The organism is Nocardia sp. NPDC004711 (genome assembly GCF_053601595.1).
Genome location: NZ_JBSGCB010000021.1, coordinates 99937 through 114372, shown reverse-complemented (window position 1 = coordinate 114372; position 14436 = coordinate 99937). Strand labels below are relative to the sequence as shown.

General features: G+C 64.1%; 22 protein-coding genes. 4 read left to right on the top strand and 18 right to left on the bottom strand.

Going from position 1 to position 14436, the window contains the following annotated elements; all coding sequences use genetic code 11:
- Window positions 1-2: 2 nt before the first annotated feature.
- From ACWEKS_RS22580 to ACWEKS_RS22525, 12 genes are read right to left on the bottom strand one after another with little or no spacing between them, the layout of a single operon-like run.
- Complete coding sequence (locus ACWEKS_RS22580) at window positions 3-1094, bottom strand: hypothetical protein (RefSeq protein ID WP_452341906.1); 1092 nt, start codon at window positions 1092-1094, stop codon at window positions 3-5.
- On the bottom strand, window positions 1091-1957 hold the full coding sequence (locus tag ACWEKS_RS22575; RefSeq protein WP_452341905.1) for a hypothetical protein: 867 nt from the start codon (window positions 1955-1957) through the stop codon (window positions 1091-1093). The genes ACWEKS_RS22580 and ACWEKS_RS22575 overlap by 4 nt, the downstream gene beginning before the upstream one ends.
- Complete coding sequence (locus ACWEKS_RS22570) at window positions 1954-2361, bottom strand: hypothetical protein (RefSeq protein WP_452341904.1); 408 nt, start codon at window positions 2359-2361, stop codon at window positions 1954-1956. The genes ACWEKS_RS22575 and ACWEKS_RS22570 overlap by 4 nt, the downstream gene beginning before the upstream one ends.
- Entirely contained in the window at window positions 2358-2753 is a 396-nt protein-coding gene (locus ACWEKS_RS22565; protein ID WP_452341903.1) for a hypothetical protein, read from the bottom strand. The genes ACWEKS_RS22570 and ACWEKS_RS22565 overlap by 4 nt, the downstream gene beginning before the upstream one ends.
- On the bottom strand, window positions 2750-3592 hold the full coding sequence (locus ACWEKS_RS22560) for a hypothetical protein (RefSeq protein ID WP_452341902.1): 843 nt from the start codon (window positions 3590-3592) through the stop codon (window positions 2750-2752). The genes ACWEKS_RS22565 and ACWEKS_RS22560 overlap by 4 nt, the downstream gene beginning before the upstream one ends.
- A 3-nt stretch (window positions 3593-3595) precedes the next feature.
- On the bottom strand, window positions 3596-4273 hold the full coding sequence (locus ACWEKS_RS22555; RefSeq protein WP_452341901.1) for a hypothetical protein: 678 nt from the start codon (window positions 4271-4273) through the stop codon (window positions 3596-3598).
- A complete protein-coding gene (locus ACWEKS_RS22550; RefSeq protein WP_452341900.1) occupies window positions 4270-4614 on the bottom strand; it encodes a hypothetical protein in 345 nt (114 codons plus the stop codon). The genes ACWEKS_RS22555 and ACWEKS_RS22550 overlap by 4 nt, the downstream gene beginning before the upstream one ends.
- Window positions 4611-4907: a hypothetical protein gene (locus ACWEKS_RS22545; protein WP_452341899.1), complete on the bottom strand. Its 297-nt coding sequence runs from the start codon at window positions 4905-4907 to the stop codon at window positions 4611-4613. Before ACWEKS_RS22545 ends, ACWEKS_RS22550 begins: the two co-directional genes overlap by 4 nt.
- Entirely contained in the window at window positions 4904-5062 is a 159-nt protein-coding gene (locus ACWEKS_RS22540; RefSeq protein WP_452341898.1) for a hypothetical protein, read from the bottom strand. The genes ACWEKS_RS22545 and ACWEKS_RS22540 overlap by 4 nt, the downstream gene beginning before the upstream one ends.
- Complete coding sequence (locus tag ACWEKS_RS22535) at window positions 5059-5517, bottom strand: hypothetical protein (protein ID WP_452341897.1); 459 nt, start codon at window positions 5515-5517, stop codon at window positions 5059-5061. Before ACWEKS_RS22535 ends, ACWEKS_RS22540 begins: the two co-directional genes overlap by 4 nt.
- Window positions 5517-5678: a hypothetical protein gene (locus tag ACWEKS_RS22530; protein ID WP_452341896.1), complete on the bottom strand. Its 162-nt coding sequence runs from the start codon at window positions 5676-5678 to the stop codon at window positions 5517-5519. Before ACWEKS_RS22530 ends, ACWEKS_RS22535 begins: the two co-directional genes overlap by 1 nt.
- Before the next feature lie 53 nt (window positions 5679-5731).
- A complete protein-coding gene (locus ACWEKS_RS22525) occupies window positions 5732-5962 on the bottom strand; it encodes a helix-turn-helix domain-containing protein (RefSeq protein WP_452341895.1) in 231 nt (76 codons plus the stop codon).
- Window positions 5963-6151: 189 nt separating this feature from the next.
- Between ACWEKS_RS22525 and ACWEKS_RS22520 the strand changes: the two genes are divergently transcribed.
- A complete protein-coding gene (locus ACWEKS_RS22520) occupies window positions 6152-7153 on the top strand; it encodes a hypothetical protein (RefSeq protein ID WP_452341894.1) in 1002 nt (333 codons plus the stop codon).
- Window position 7154: 1 nt separating this feature from the next.
- Window positions 7155-8039 carry a PfkB family carbohydrate kinase gene (locus ACWEKS_RS22515; RefSeq protein WP_452341893.1) on the top strand — a complete coding sequence of 295 codons (885 nt, stop codon included), beginning with the start codon at window positions 7155-7157 and terminating at the stop codon, window positions 8037-8039.
- On the opposite strand, the gene ACWEKS_RS22510 is transcribed toward ACWEKS_RS22515, so the two are convergent.
- The 3 genes from ACWEKS_RS22510 to ACWEKS_RS22500 form a co-directional block, all read right to left on the bottom strand.
- The gene (locus tag ACWEKS_RS22510; RefSeq protein WP_452341892.1) at window positions 8020-8727 is read right to left on the bottom strand and encodes a nucleoside/nucleotide kinase family protein; all 708 of its coding nucleotides are present in this window, start codon (window positions 8725-8727) and stop codon (window positions 8020-8022) included. The genes ACWEKS_RS22515 and ACWEKS_RS22510 overlap by 20 nt on opposite strands.
- Window positions 8724-9383, bottom strand: a complete 660-nt coding sequence (locus ACWEKS_RS22505; protein ID WP_452341891.1) for an AAA family ATPase — start codon at window positions 9381-9383, stop codon at window positions 8724-8726. The genes ACWEKS_RS22510 and ACWEKS_RS22505 overlap by 4 nt, the downstream gene beginning before the upstream one ends.
- Before the next feature lie 1216 nt (window positions 9384-10599).
- Window positions 10600-10902, bottom strand: coding sequence for a hypothetical protein (locus ACWEKS_RS22500; protein WP_452341890.1), 303 nt, complete (start codon window positions 10900-10902; stop codon window positions 10600-10602).
- Window positions 10903-11244: 342 nt separating this feature from the next.
- On the opposite strand from ACWEKS_RS22500, the gene ACWEKS_RS22495 reads away from it, so the two are divergent.
- The gene (locus ACWEKS_RS22495) at window positions 11245-11400 is read left to right on the top strand and encodes a hypothetical protein (protein ID WP_379405449.1); all 156 of its coding nucleotides are present in this window, start codon (window positions 11245-11247) and stop codon (window positions 11398-11400) included.
- An 89-nt stretch (window positions 11401-11489) separates the two neighbouring features.
- Here ACWEKS_RS22495 and ACWEKS_RS22490 read toward each other — a convergent pair whose 3' ends face one another.
- The 3 genes from ACWEKS_RS22490 to ACWEKS_RS22480 all read right to left on the bottom strand — a co-directional run bounded on the left by ACWEKS_RS22490 (window position 11490) and on the right by ACWEKS_RS22480 (window position 13396).
- Window positions 11490-11696 carry a hypothetical protein gene (locus ACWEKS_RS22490; protein ID WP_452341889.1) on the bottom strand — a complete coding sequence of 69 codons (207 nt, stop codon included), beginning with the start codon at window positions 11694-11696 and terminating at the stop codon, window positions 11490-11492.
- A 377-nt stretch (window positions 11697-12073) separates the two neighbouring features.
- Complete coding sequence (locus tag ACWEKS_RS22485; RefSeq protein WP_452341888.1) at window positions 12074-12256, bottom strand: hypothetical protein; 183 nt, start codon at window positions 12254-12256, stop codon at window positions 12074-12076.
- Window positions 12257-12292: 36 nt separating this feature from the next.
- A complete protein-coding gene (locus ACWEKS_RS22480) occupies window positions 12293-13396 on the bottom strand; it encodes a competence protein CoiA family protein (RefSeq protein WP_452341887.1) in 1104 nt (367 codons plus the stop codon).
- A 319-nt stretch (window positions 13397-13715) separates the two neighbouring features.
- Here ACWEKS_RS22480 and ACWEKS_RS22475 point away from each other — a divergent pair, with 319 nt between their 5' ends.
- Window positions 13716-14399: a hypothetical protein gene (locus ACWEKS_RS22475; protein WP_452341886.1), complete on the top strand. Its 684-nt coding sequence runs from the start codon at window positions 13716-13718 to the stop codon at window positions 14397-14399.
- Window positions 14400-14436 lie beyond the last annotated feature (37 nt).

Below are 14436 nucleotides of genomic sequence, written 5' to 3'. Positions count from 1 at the left end.
TCCTAAAAGGTTTGAAAGGTGCTGCTGGACTGGCGTTTTGCCTCGCGCTCACGCTTTTCTTTGCGTTTGGCTTCGCGCAGCACATTGCGGGCGTCGAGGAAGGACTTCCATTGCTTGTCGAAGTCCTGGATGTGCAGTGCCAGCGGCGAGTCCGCGAATTCGGCTTCGGATTCCAGCCGGTTGGCCGCAGCCTCCACGTTTTTCAGCACGGCCTCGCTGCGGCACAGGTAGAGCAGGCCGACCATCGAGTACGGGTGCGCGTCCTGGGCGGCGCGGATCGCACCCCGCAATGCGGTGTCCATCGACGCGCGGTCCTTGACCGAAAGCTCGACCTCCAGGGCCCACCAGCCGTAGGTGCCGCGTACCACACCCAGGAACCGGCCGTCGTGGATGTGGGGGCATCCCGGGATCGGCTCACGCCCGGTGGAGAACTCCAACATCGTTGCGGTGCGGCGCTTCTCGGCCGTGACCCGCGCGGAGCGGTTGGCGTCGTGACGCAGGGTGCGCTCGGAGATGAATGCGCGGCGATCGCTGCCGACGAGCATGATCCGCGCCTGTGCGACAGCCCGGTAGTGCTCGGCGTACATCAGCGGCGGGCTCCACTCGCCAGGCTTCCACCCCAGATACCGCTGCTCGACCAGCGGCGGCGCGTACACCCACGCCCGGCCGCGCTGAACCTTCGTCAGCTCGCAGAGCATGCCTTTGGTGATCAGCTCCCGCACCAGCGCATACGCGGTGGACTCCAACACGTTGAGGTACTCGGCGAGCACGTCGACCTGCATGCCGCGCATATGCGTGACTCCGGCGAGTACCTCGTCCTGGCGGGCGGTCACGGTGCCGCGCCGCCGCGGCGGCAACACCCGCCCCAGCGACCCGACCGGTATCCCGATTTCGGCGGCGATCTCCTTGGTGCGGAAACCCTGGGCCCGCAAGGCTTCCGCCTCACCGAGCACGGTTTCGATCTGCCGCAACGAAACCCCGAGCAGTTTGTTGATCTCGTGGTAGGTAAGCCCGGCGACGCGGAGCCCGTCGATGATCGCGACGCGGTGACGCCGGTCCAGCGCGGCGAAACGGTCGGCATTGACCTGGCTCATCGGCTGCGCCTCCTCTCTGGCGTGGAAGTGGTGGCGCGGCCGGCCGCGGCGTCGGTGCGTTCTGCGTTGTGGGTGTGGCGGGCGCGGTCGCGCGCGACCTGGCGGGGGTTGATCCCGAGTCGGTCGGCGATCTCGTCCTCGGTCAGCCCGCGGGCGGTCAGCGCGGTGACCTGTTCGCGCCGTTCCTCCCACGCCGATCCGGGGGTCCAGCGGGCGCGGACCGGGCGGGCGTTCGGGTCGTCGAGGGCGTGTTCGTCCCACTCCATCGGCAGCGGCCAGCCGCGCCGCTCCCCCAACGCCCGCGACTGCGCCGACGGGCCCGGCGTCATCTGAAACCGGTCGAACAAGGTTTTGACCGCGCGCTCACGCTCGGCCGAAATCTCATGGGTGACACGCCCGTCGCTGTCAGCGCGCTGGCCCATCAGCGAATGAATCGTGCGATTGGTGCGGGTCACGCCCAGCTCCCGAGCCAGCTGCGCCGCCGGATACCCCGACGCCACCAACGCTTGGAAGCGCCGGCGGGCACCCAGGATCGGGACCAGCGCGGTGTCGGTGGTCACCTCGGCGGCCCGCTCGGGTACGGGCACCGCCAGCACCGCTGCTTCCACCCACGTGGCGATCTTCTTCTCCGGGCCGGTGGCCATGATTCGGGACAGCGACGGCTGGGCGACGCCGGTCAGCTTGGCCAGTTGGTTCTGGTTCACACCGGCCGCGGCCATCGCCTCCACGTGTGCGCGCACCGCGTCGGCGGGCACCCGAGGATTCCAACGCCCATACGCGATCTCGCGACGCCGGTGCTCGGCATAGTGGGTCGCACACAGCCCGCGGCCCTTGGCCTGATCGGTTCCGCATGCGCAGCTCACCGTGACCGCCTCCTATCACGCTCACCACGCCGACGTTTGGTTTCGCGGCGAGCCGCCAGATCGGCGCGGGCCTGCACAATCAGCTCCCGCATATCGGTGGCGTCGATCCCGCGGTCCTCGCACGCGTTCACCGACCGCACCCAGCGGGCGATCTTCAACGACTCCAGCTGCGCGTCAGAGCATTCGCGCTTCGGTACTGCCTCGGCCTCGTCGTACAGCAACGCCTGCAACTTGTGCCCGCGACGGCTCATCCCGCCCAACACCTGTGCGTGGGCTTCGCCGCCCGGACGCCGTTTCTCCTGCGCCAGTTGACTTTCGGTCCGCAAATGCGCCGGCGCCATCCGCCACGGGTAAGTGGGGATCCCGTACCGCTTGCCTTCGGGATCATGGAATCGAGCGTTCACCGCGACCGCCGCCGATCACGCTCAACCGGCTCAGCAGATTGGTGACGCGCCGCCAGATCCGTGCGGGCCTTCACGATCAACGCACGCATGTCCGGGTCGTTTGCATAGGCCCGTTCGATCGCGGCACGGGATTCGGCGACAGACTCGCTGCCCCATCGCGCCTCGTGGTACGCGTCTGCGGCGGCGAGGAACTCGGCCAGGACGGGCTTGTTAACCGCCTGCCAGTGGTCGCGTTTGGTGTCCTCGGCGGCGCAGTCGCGGTAGCCCTTGCGCTGTGCCGTGTCGCAGGCGGCGTTGACGATGTCGGACAGGACGCCGTTCACGGTGTTGAGACGGTCGCGTTCGGCATGCAGAGCGGCGAGCTCTGCCGATTCCTCTCGCTGCGTGGTCATCTCGGCTCCGGGAAGTTCTCGGAGGTGAATCCACCCTTGGGACGCTGCAGCTTGGTGACCGCGCGCCCACGTCGCCACAGGTTCCATGCGGTGACGATCAGCCCGATCTGTTCGCGGTCGCTGATACGCAGCCGGTTGACGCGGATGGAATCGAGGCGGTCACGCAGCGCGAGGATCGGGGAATCGGCCGCCAGGCCGGCGCCGCAGTCCCACAGCCGCACGAACTCCGCCGCAGCGGCCGCATCGATTTCCGACAGCCGCATCGCGACCGCGCACGCCACCGCCGGACGGGCCTTCAACCGCTTGGCGACGACGGTGAACCGGTCAGCGATGGTGACCAGTTCCGGGTAGGCGGTGGCGAATTCGACCACCCGCGTGGTGGACACACCGCCCCCGCGCACGATGTCGCCGAAGAGGTTGCCCTCCATCCACACCATGTAGACGCGCAGCGCGGCCGCGACCATCGAGGTGTTGTGGCTGGTGATCCCGGTGATGGTGAGCTGGTCGCTGGGGGTGCGTTTGGCGCCCTGGTCCATGGTGACCTGGGTGTCCGGGGACAGGCCGCGCACGATCAGCATCGGGAAGCGCATGCCGGTGGTGCGGGCGATGGCCTGCAGGCGGTGCTGGCCATCCAGGAGTTCCCCGTCGGGGCCGAACTTGATCGCTTCACCGTTGAAACGCCAACGGCCTGACACCATGTCGTCGTAGTACTGCTGCACCCGCGCCTGGCGGATCGGCCGGTTGTTCGGGTTACGTTCGAGCCAACGCCGCGCCAGGGCGCTGTCGACGTCCATGACCTGGCTGGTCACGGGAGTGTGATCGGGGTCGACCAGATGCATGGGTTATCCCTCCTCGGGACGGTCAGAAGAATCGGAGAGCCGGTCGATGACCTGGTTCAGGGCGTCGCGTGCGCGAAGCAGATCAGCGAGGAACCGGTGCGAGAGCTGCCCCGCGTGCCGGTCGAAACGGTCATCACCGGTCAGCCGGACCAGCGTGTTCGTCTTGGTCAGCAGCTCTCCGCGGGCGGTGTCGAACGAATCGGTGATCGGACGCCGCCGACGCGGTGCCACCGCCGGCTCGCCGTTCTCGGCAGGGCCGATCTCGTTGTCGCTATCGGTAATTGGTTCGCGTTCAATGGGTTTCGGCTGATAAGTCCGGCCGTCCAAACCGACCACCGAGTCAGGTGATTCATTTGAATCACTCGACGACAGTTCCCGAGACACCGTCGGCTGGCTCAAACCGGTCGCGGCGGCGATGGCGCGGGTGCTCATGCCGATGTCGCGCAGGGAGGCCACGACTTCGGCGCGGTCCTCGCGCGGGATACGCAGCTGGGCGCCGTCGAACTCGGCAGCACAGTAGGTGTCCCAGCTGTCGTAGCCGAGCACCGTCCACACACGGCCCGTGTAGGCGTGCCGGACGAGCTCCCATACCTGCTCCACCCGGGCACGGATGTTGTCGGTGAGCTCGCGTGCCGCTTCCTCGGTCAGCGGCTGCTGCTCGGTCGTGATCTCGATGCTCATCGTGACCGCCTCCGATCTGCAGTGACTGGTGCACTCGTGGCGGTGCTGTCGAGTTCCCGCATCCACGGCCGCACGCTCGTCTGAGCGGTCGTCCCGCGGGCCTCATGGCCTTCGGGGGCGGGGTGCTGGGCGCGGACCTGGCCGACCCGGTCGATCCAGGCCGCCGGCGTGAGCTGCTCATGCGGGGCCGATAGGGCGTGCATCTGCTCACGGTCCAGCGCGTCGTCCAACGCCGTCGACAGCTCCGACACTTGGGCCTCGCGGTCGGCCAGAGCTCGTCGCAGTCGCTGGTTCTCGGCCTCCAGAACCGCCTTCGGTCCGAACAGCGCGGTCCAGTTCATCGCCACACCGCCTCGGTCGGGGTCGGAGCGACCGTGACGTGGATGCAGTCGATGCGCGAAACCTCGTCCGCACGGCACACATTCGGCGACGGTGCCGTCGCGGGGCTGCCCTGGCCGAGCATGATCCCGACCACGACACCCGCCCCGAACACCACGGCCACCGCAGCGAACATCAGCCGCCACCGCAGCGACTCGACGTACACCTCCGGCGCAATCAAAGTGGCGGGGTCGTACTCGCGGCCCGATAGCGCCGGCATCCCCGAGTGGTAGCGGGCGAAATCCAGCGGATTCATCGCCGCCACCTCCTCCGCGACGACCGCACGAACCAGCGCAAACCGAACACGATCACGCCCGCGCCGATCAGCACGCTCGCCACGAACTGCGGCGCACTCAACAGCGCGACACCCAGGACGACCAGAACAAACAGGAACAGGTCTAGGCGATTCATAACCGCCCACCGTTTTCGCTGTCGCGATCGAGATAGAGGTGGCCAAGGATTGAAGCAGCCTTGTAAAGCTGTTGGGCCACAACATCGAACTGGTTGGCTGCTGAACCCAGCGCGAACCCCGCGATGGTGACGGCTCCACGGGTCAAGTCGCGCGGGAGGTCCTCGTCGTGAGCGAGTTCGGGCTGCTTCTTGGCTCGATCAGTCCACTGGTTGAACTGCGACAGCACCTGTGCAGCACTGTTTCCGGAGATTGCGAGATTGTTGACCGTGACGAACACATCCGCCGGTGCAGCCAACCCTTCGGCGTCGCTGCGCAATGTGGCATGGGCGAGGTACCGCCACAACTGCGCGATGGCAACACTGGCGGTCACGATGGCGTCCGCTGTGTGAGGGCCGTTCAGTGGCCACAACACCTCGATGACATCGGCGCGGTCGATCCTACGGGGGTCGCTCATCACGCCACCTCCCGCAACAGGCCGGTGGTTCCGGGCAGTGCAGACGATTTCGCGCGCGCCGTGCCCGAGACCGGCGGCGAAAGCGCTACTAGCCGATCGAGGTGTTCGGAAACGAGATCACGCTCCGGCTCCTCGTGGCACCCGTTGGGAGTTTCCTTCATCGAAGCCAACCCTTCGACGCGACTTGTCGTGCACGACCGATCGTTTGGAGGGTTCATGCCGCACCGCCCGCGGAGCCCGGCCGGACAGGCTGGACGAGGTCAAGCAGCTCGTCACGGTTCACGCGCCAGGGGCCGTTCTTAACGCGGAACCCTTCCAGGTCACCGGTTTTGATCCAGTTTCTGATCGTCTGCGGACTCATCCCGACCAGGTCGGCGGCCGTCTTGACGCTGATGAAGCTCCCTACCCTGCTCGGCAGAGCAGAGGGGCGATCCCTGCTGATCAACAGACTCAACTCCTTTGGCGAAATTGGCGAAATATCTTGCTAATCAGCACTTTTCGCGAAAAAAGGTCTCATGAAGACATGAAAGTGGCTGTGATCGTCCACTTTTGGAGCGCAAGAGTCTTGTTTTGTCTGGTTTCAGGCGTAGACTTGAGTGATCGACGTCACCAATGCGTAGCGGGAGGGGTTCCCATGGTGACCACCCTTAAGACCCTGCTGCAGGACCGGCATCTGCAGGGCTACTCGGACTTCGTCGCTGAGTACAAGAAAGTCGCCCGCAGGTTGGACTCGAGGCTTGCCGAACAGACACCGGGCAAGGCGCAGTACTACAAATGGCTATCGGGAGAGATTCAAGCCATCCCCCGCGGCCATCACTGCCGTGTCCTAGAGGCGATGTTCCCGGGTTGGACGGCCGACATGCTGTTCCAGGAAGCCGCCGCCCGACCAGCTGCGGCAGGAAGACCAGCGACACATCTACCAGAGGCCGACGAAGGCTTCGAATCGTTCCTTGGATCCGAAATGGTCAGGTACGGCGCTACTTTGGTCTATCCAACCTTCGAGCTGGCGCGCGCATCCACGCAAGCCCTCTCGGATGCTGGTATCGCCCGCCAACACATCTTCGGTAAGCCCGATAGTGTCTTCCCGGCAAAACACCGCATCGACGTTCCAATGGCCCTCGCCGAGAATGATGTTCGCGGACTGCTATACGTCTTCTCCGTCCTGCAGCGATACACATCCATCGATGTCGCGATTGAGAGCGATCGAGAAATTGTTGCCCAGTGCAACCGCCCGTTCATCTCGTTCGGGCTCAGCAGCAACGACTGCACGCATATGTACCTGGAAGACAGCCGCAAACCGCTGTTCACGATCCAGGACGATCCAGAGTCCGGCGCCTACCTGGAGTTTCTCGAACTACAGGACGGAACTCGCTACAGCTCAACGGATGACACGAACGTGGGGATCATCGCGCGCGTACGACCGAATCCTGAGCTGCATCCGCACCGAAACTGGATCTACTGCGCCGGGCTCGGGCCGCGCGGTACTACCGGCGCAAGCTGGTACCTTGCGAACTACTGGAACATCCTGCACGACAGAGCTGGATCAAACGACTTCGTGGCAGTGGTCAAGGTTCGTTCGTACTCCGACCAGACAACGCACCTTGAACACATCCTGGTAGCCCAGACAGAGGAGTGAGATGGCGTCCGCAATATTCGTCGGCCTGACGACCGTAGACATCGCCTACGGTGTGGACTCATACCCTCCCGAGGACAGCAAAACCCTTGCCCGCGACCAATTCCTAGGCGCGGGTGGCCCCGCAGCCAACGCGGCGGTTGCGTTCGCGATCCTATCCGGCAACCCTCCTCGGCTTATTACCGCCTTGGGTAAGCATCGCCTTGCCGACATTGCCCGACAGGATCTCCTGGAATACGGTGTCACGATCGTGGACGCCACCGCCGACGGAGACCACCAGCCCCCGGTGTCCTCCATTCTGGTCTCGCACAAATCCCAGTCCAGGACAATCGTTTCACTGGACGGCTCGCGCATCTCCGCCCGCTTCGACGACGATCTCACCCTGGGGCTGGACCGCGCCGATATCGTCTTGGTCGACGCGCACCACCCCGAGCTGGCAATCGGAATTGCGACTGCGGCGAACCAAGCCGGAGTGCCTGTAGTTCTGGACGCTGGCCGCTGGAAAGTGGCACATAGGGAGCTGCTCCCCCTAGTTGACGCTGCGATCCTCTCCATAGCCTTTGAGCCTCCCGATCTGGCGGGCAAGCCCGAGACAGATGTCATCGACTACGTCCACTCGCTCGGGCCCCAGAAGGTGGCCATAACCCATGGGGCGGGACCTATTCGATACTCCTGTGACACGGGTTCGGGGGAGATCGACGTCCAACGGGTAGACGCTATCGACACCCTTGGCGCCGGCGATATCTTGCACGGCGCGTTCTGTCACTATGCAACCGGCGGGCATGACTTCGTCGAAGCCCTCAGTCGGGCAGCCGAAATCGCAACCCTGTCGTGCCAGTACTTCGGAACTCGACTTTGGCGAAACTTTCTTACGTTAGATCCTCAGTAAAGTATCCGCCGACGTGCGCAACGAGGATCAGATCTGCTGACTTCTTCGTCTCGGCAATCAAGTGAAGGTTAGGGAGATCGCTTTCGGCGATCTTCCGTCGAGCTTCCTCAGGTGTTCTACCACTCCGCAAATGACGTTGGTAGAGCCGCTGCTCTGCTACCTCTGATTCGACATCAACATACCAGGCTTCATCCAGCAGATTTCGTACCTCTGCCCATCTGGGCCAGTCGAGCAGCAAGTAGTTGCCCTCCACGATCACGACGCGGTTCCGACCACCGATGACTGGTCCAGGGACCGGATCATGAAGCTTGCGATCATATTCCGGCCACTGCACGCCGGAGTCATCAGCGGTAACCCGAAGTTCGCGAAGCCGATCTAGAAACGAAGCGACATCGAATGTGTGCGGTTGCCCCTTCTCGGACAGCCAACCTTCCTCTGCCAATTGGCTATTGGGGAGGTGAAACCCGTCCATTGGCGCGACCACGGCAGCCTCGGTCGATCCAGGTTCGTTGATCGCGTCCCGGAGTCCACATGCGAGGGTTGACTTACCGGCGGCCGGCGGACCGGCGATACCGACGATGAATCGAGCCGCCCCGAGTTCCGATGCGCGATTGGTGATCCTGTCCGCCAGCTGGTCCAACGAGATTGGCCTCAAGGTCATATTCGTATGCCCCTCCAACGCGCTCACTCGTTGATGACGAACGAGTCGACAACCTTTTCGGCTTCGGCGCCGAGGCCGGAGTCGAGTATCTCCGATCGATACGTCGACCAGTCTGCCAGCTTCGGTAGATCGCGTTCGGCGCCGCGGCGGATCATCCTGTCGCGGATCTCTTTGGGGTCAACCGACATCCATACCGTTCGCACGTCGACTGCATGGTCAGACTTCGACCGGAGGTAGTTGGACAAGCTGAGACCGGCTCGAACAGCTGAGCCGACGTACTCAAGGAAGGGCGCGTCCACGACGACGACGTGACGCCGACCGACCATCAGCGCGTTTGCTACCAAGGCTTCGTAGATATAGGGACCGACCACCCGTCGATAAGTCGTACTGTCTCGGTCATGCGGGTTACCTGTCAGCTCGGCCATCACAGACTCTTCAAGCTTGGGCGCAAAGCTGTCTTTGTCGAAGACGATCGCGTCAAGCATGTCAGCGAGGAACCGAGTCGCTGTCGACTTGCCTGAGGCTGGAAACCCGCACACTACAACGACTCCCGTATCGACCCCCTCTACCGCACTACGAAGAGCAGCCTTGGTGGCCGTAGAGAACTGCTGTTCCTCGGATCCCATCAACTCAGCCACTGCCACCCTTTCGCCACAAGCACCATGATCGTCCACGTTGTTCACAGCAATCCTTCCAAATGGAATCAACACGGAGAGCGGAACACCTCAACTCACCGGTCATCCGATCGGCAACGCAGACTACGGGTTTGAGGACAAAGCCCTACGTGAGGCTACCTTGGGACGATCTCGACGTCCCGTGGTCGAACTGCCGTCGTCCACGGGGTGCAGGCCAGACTCGCACCTCGCACAGCAGATCCATCACGCACCGCGTCGCTGGCGGATCAGCCGCATCAAACGGTTTCATGGCGACTTCGCCAGGAGGATTGCGCAGGCAGCGGTTCCGGCCGCGAGGTCCGACCTCTCGATCTCTAGATCTCGTCCTAAAGATCACGATTGATCGACTCGGCCTTGTAGTCAGCCCGCGCTCGATCGGTTCGAGCCTTCGCCGGGTGCAGCTTCGACCGCTACGCCGCGCGGGCGCACCCGCCATTGTCTATGCACGGTGAACCCGTGCGGCTCACCTTCCCGCTGATGGCTCAAAGGCGTCCACCGCCTACAACGAGCACGCTGAGGTCAGTCTGGGAACATCGATTCGAGCAGAAGAAGGTGTGGACACACAACTACCCTCAGCCCACCGCCTGCCGAATCGAAACCAAGCATCTCCCCCATCCGAGGCAGAGCGAATCCGTTCATTACGAACTGAAGGGCGTAGTCGTCACAATCATCACCGGGGACCGACACGGGGATGTAAACCGCGTACCTTACCGAAGACGCCGCAACCTCATTCGAGCTCTGAGATATGGTGCTAGACATAGCCTTCCCCACCCATTGGTTCCATCTTCAACGTACGACCATCGACCCATGCGACGGAGCCTCAAGTGACGGTTCGCAGGTTCGAATCCTGCCGAGGGCACATCCTGACCTGGGCATTTGCACACAGACGCGCATAAATGCCAGATACGTGCCAATTCCGGGCGATCGACAGTCCCAGAACTGGACATCCGAGCACAAGGCGGAGCGAGGTCCGAGCCAACAGCGGACACTTGCGTGTCCGCCGCAACGTCCGGCCCGTGCTCGACGTCAAACCAGGCATGAATGACGAACGGAGCCATTGCCTTCGGCGTGCGGGTCTCGACCTGACCGACCCCGTTAGCAGGTGGCGATTTCATCAGATCCGGATCCTGATCATTACAACGATGCCGCGCGGGCTTCGGTGTGGACGGCGGTGGCCGGCACGCCCCGGTCGACATCGGTAGCGCGGCAATGCCTCCCGGCATGTTCAATACCGGTCGGCGAGATCCTCGTCGTCGACCACGCGCACGGCATCGGCGAGCCGCCGCAACCTCGCGACCACGATCTCGGCCGCCGCCCCGGTCCGATAGACGCCGTCGCACACCGCGACGATGCCACCGAGCATCGGCAAGGCGAGCAGCGCGAGCACCTCATCAACATCGTCCAGGCTCGGTGCCGGGTCGACCGCGGGCCGGACCGCGCGCAGTACATCGCGCCCGTCGAACAACTCGGCCGGATCGACCTCGGCAAGGACGTCGAGGACCGCGGCGAGGAGATGGTCAAATGTCATCGCTGACACCGTCCCGTCCATCGAAAGCCAATGGGCTACAGCCCGCCGCGAGTTCCGGCTGATATACCCGGGCACCGCACCGACCACAGGTATAGAGGAGATGGCCGCGGCGGCATCCCTCGCGGCGGCATGCCGTCCATCCGAGGGTGAATCCACCGTCCGCCAGTACATGGCGGGCCGGGCCCGTGCAGAACATCGGCCTCGGCTGCACCCATCCATGCGATGTCTCGACGAGCCGGTCGTTGTCGATCGCATGGCCGTCCGGGTGCAGATACCAGACACGACGCCGGTTATTCGAACCCATGTGCGAATGATAGCCGAGCGGTCGCTTATGATCTGCGCGTGTCGGACGATCAGAAAATGTGCCAGATCTGCGGAGAGCGCCCGGTCGGCGAGGGCTACATGTCCATGATGTGCCCGGAGTGCCGGGCGCGGATCGAAGAGCAGAACCGCACCCGGCCGTACCCGTTGCTGCCCCCGCCGGACGACATCATCTAGCGCGCCGACGGGGTGCGCTGGCCGGCTCGGTCATCGCGTTGCGCAGCGCGAGAGCTCTGATTCAGATCCCGCGAATCAGAGCCGAACGGCTAATGGAAGAGCCCCAGCACCTGCAACCCGAGCGCGAAGGTCACTGAGGCGCTGCTACTGCCAGCCACAATCGTTCGGATCCATCCCTGCTTGAGCAGGGTGAAGAACAGGACAGCCAGCAGCCCCACGACCAGGGCAATCAAGCACACGTAGCCCAACCCGATCATCGTGGAGATGGAATTGGTCGGAAAAGCGTTGTCGGTCATCTGCTCCTGCCGAAGGGCATGGGATGGGAGCAGACCGGACGAATGCAGATAGATAGATGACGTGCACAGCCCGGCTGAACCCATCCAGTTGGATGTGGGTTTAGCCGGGGTCTGGCGGAGCAACCGTTACCCGGGTAGAAACTTTCAGGGCACCGCGCCTGGCGGCCTATTCCTGCAGCTCGCCCTCCGGGCTCACTGGATTGAACGGTCATACTCCATGAGAACCACCGCCTGGGTGCGAACTCTCCGGCCCGTTGCAACTGCGCCAAGGCTACACCCACCGCGGGCTGATCCCGTGGCACATGCCACCCGTGTCGCTCGCCGAACCTGGCCGCAAGGCCCGCAGAGTAGCCCTATGGCCCTGCCGAGGGCCCGGGCTACGGAGTGTCGGTGCTCGGGTTCTCGATACGAACGAAGTAGCGGTGCTCAAGTCCGTAGAAGTCGTACACGCAGGCCTCGCACACGACAGCGTTGCAGCTGCCGAACAGGTATCCCTGGTTCTCCCCAACAGGCCCTTTGCAATCGACGCAGATGTCTCGGTAGCGGTTGCGGCGCATCATCTCTCCTCGATGGGTAAGGCGGATCGATCGTTGTGGTCAGTGGATCCATCCCGCGATGGCCGCGATGGCGAGCACGAAGGCGATCAGCAGCAGAACCTGGACCCAGCGGGTCCGAGACGTGAGCTCCTGTGTGGCGCCGCGGTATCGCTCTTCCTGCTGAACCGCAGCAGCTTGGGCGGTGTCGAGGTTCTTCCGCACCGCCTGCAGGGTGGCGTTGAGTCCGGCGATGATCTGATTGGCTTCGGCCAGATCGGTGTTGGCGGCGGCGAGATCGGCGGTGACCGTATCCCGTTCGCCGGTGCGGGCGGTGAGGTCACGCTTGTGCCGGGCACCCTCCGCGATCAGTGCGTCGATGCGTACGTTCTGCTTGCCGATCGCCTCGGCCTGTTTGGCGACGCGGGCGTTGGCGGACTCGACCTTGCGGCGCATCTGGTCGATCTCGTCGGCCTGCTCGGCGGTGTATGCAGTCCAGTCAGTCACGGTGGCCCACCCTGCTTTCTCGGTCTCTCGATATCCCCAGGCGAGTTCGCCCTCGATCCACGCGTCGAGGAACTGGCGCACGGCGATCGGCTCGACCCGGAGTTCGGCGCGGCGGCCGTGGCGTAGGTATCCGGTGTGGGCGAAGTAGTGCCCGCCCGAGGTCGGGGTGAAGCTCTTGATCCCGAGCGCGGGCAGCTGCTCGACCCAGTTGCACGAGCGGGTTAGCCACAGCACCTCGTCGGCGCCGGCCGTGCGGTGGTGCTCGGTGCGGGCGTGGGCTTCCTCGACAGTCAGTGGCGACCATTGGATTTCGACGGCGTAGCCGCGGCCGTCGCGTTTGCCGAACACGTCCGGGCGGCGCCCGTCTTGCCATACTTCGATCTCGGCGTCGACACCACGGTTGCGGAGTTCGTCGCGGACCCAGTACTTGAACCGCAGGTGCTGGAACGTCTCTCCGGCTGACTGGCGGTCCCGGGCGCTAACGGTGACACCGTGGCCCTTGCTGTGACGGACAAAGGGGTTCTTGCCCCGCGAGCGGTAGACCACGACCGGATGCCGGCACACCAGGCACCGCAGGCCAGCCGTGTTGTGCCAGGCTTGGAAGCTCTCCTCCACGGCGATGTCGATGAACTCGTCGTACCGGCCAAGCCCGGCAGTCATCTCCGATGCAAAACACTGCCCAGCAGTGCTGGATTCGTTCATGCCCCAACCCCGACAGTCGCGAAATACTGACCTGCACAACGATAACCATGAACACCGACAGACAGCAGAAAGTCTCACAGATGCGTAATTGACTGTTGCACTTGCACTTTCATCTGCACTCGACAAGTTATTGCCGAAGCCAGGAACCGCGAATGTTGCCTTGCTGCAATATCTTTCACCCGCTTAAGCGGGTATTCCGAGATAGAATGGAGGCATCTCCCGCGACCGGTTCCAGGTCCCCTCTTATGCGGAGATTCCCCCATTTCCGGAGGTCTAGATGCCCATCGGCGGCCCTTTGGCCACAGCAATCGATCAGGTGTGGGACAGCATCCGCGCGCGTCACCCCGACGTCCCGGAGGCGGTCGTGTCCATCGCGTCGGGCTCGACCGGGCGCGGGCGCAGCGTGCGCCGCGGGCACTTCGGGCCCGACCGCTGGGAACACCGCGGCCAGTGGCTACCGGAGCTGTTCATCGGCGCCGAAGGACTCGCCGGCGGCGCCTGCGACGTGCTCGCCACCCTGCTACACGAAGCGGTCCACGGGATCGCGCTCACCCGAGATATCAACGCCGCCAGCGATAACGGCCGCTATCACAACAAGAAGTTCAAACAACTCGCCGAGGAAATCGGCCTCACCGCGGCCCGCCACCCCCACTCCGGATGGTCATTGACAACCCTGCCCGACGCCACCTCGACCGAATACCAGCGCGAAATCACGATCCTCGACCGCGCCATCGTCGCCCACCGCCGGCCCGAGCACACCGCCGAGGACACCGACGCCGCCACCGCGGTCAACGAGACCGAGGACGAAGATGCCGAAGACACGACCGCAGCCGAACCTGATCGCAACGGCCAGCCACTGACCTGCCAGTGCCAGCCACCCCGCCGGATCCGAGCGCACAAAAAGATCATCGCCGCCGGACCCATCCTCTGCGGAGTCTGCCAGGAACCGTTCAGCCCCTAGCCGATTCCCTCGTTGTGGTCCCGAAGTGTCTCCCCGC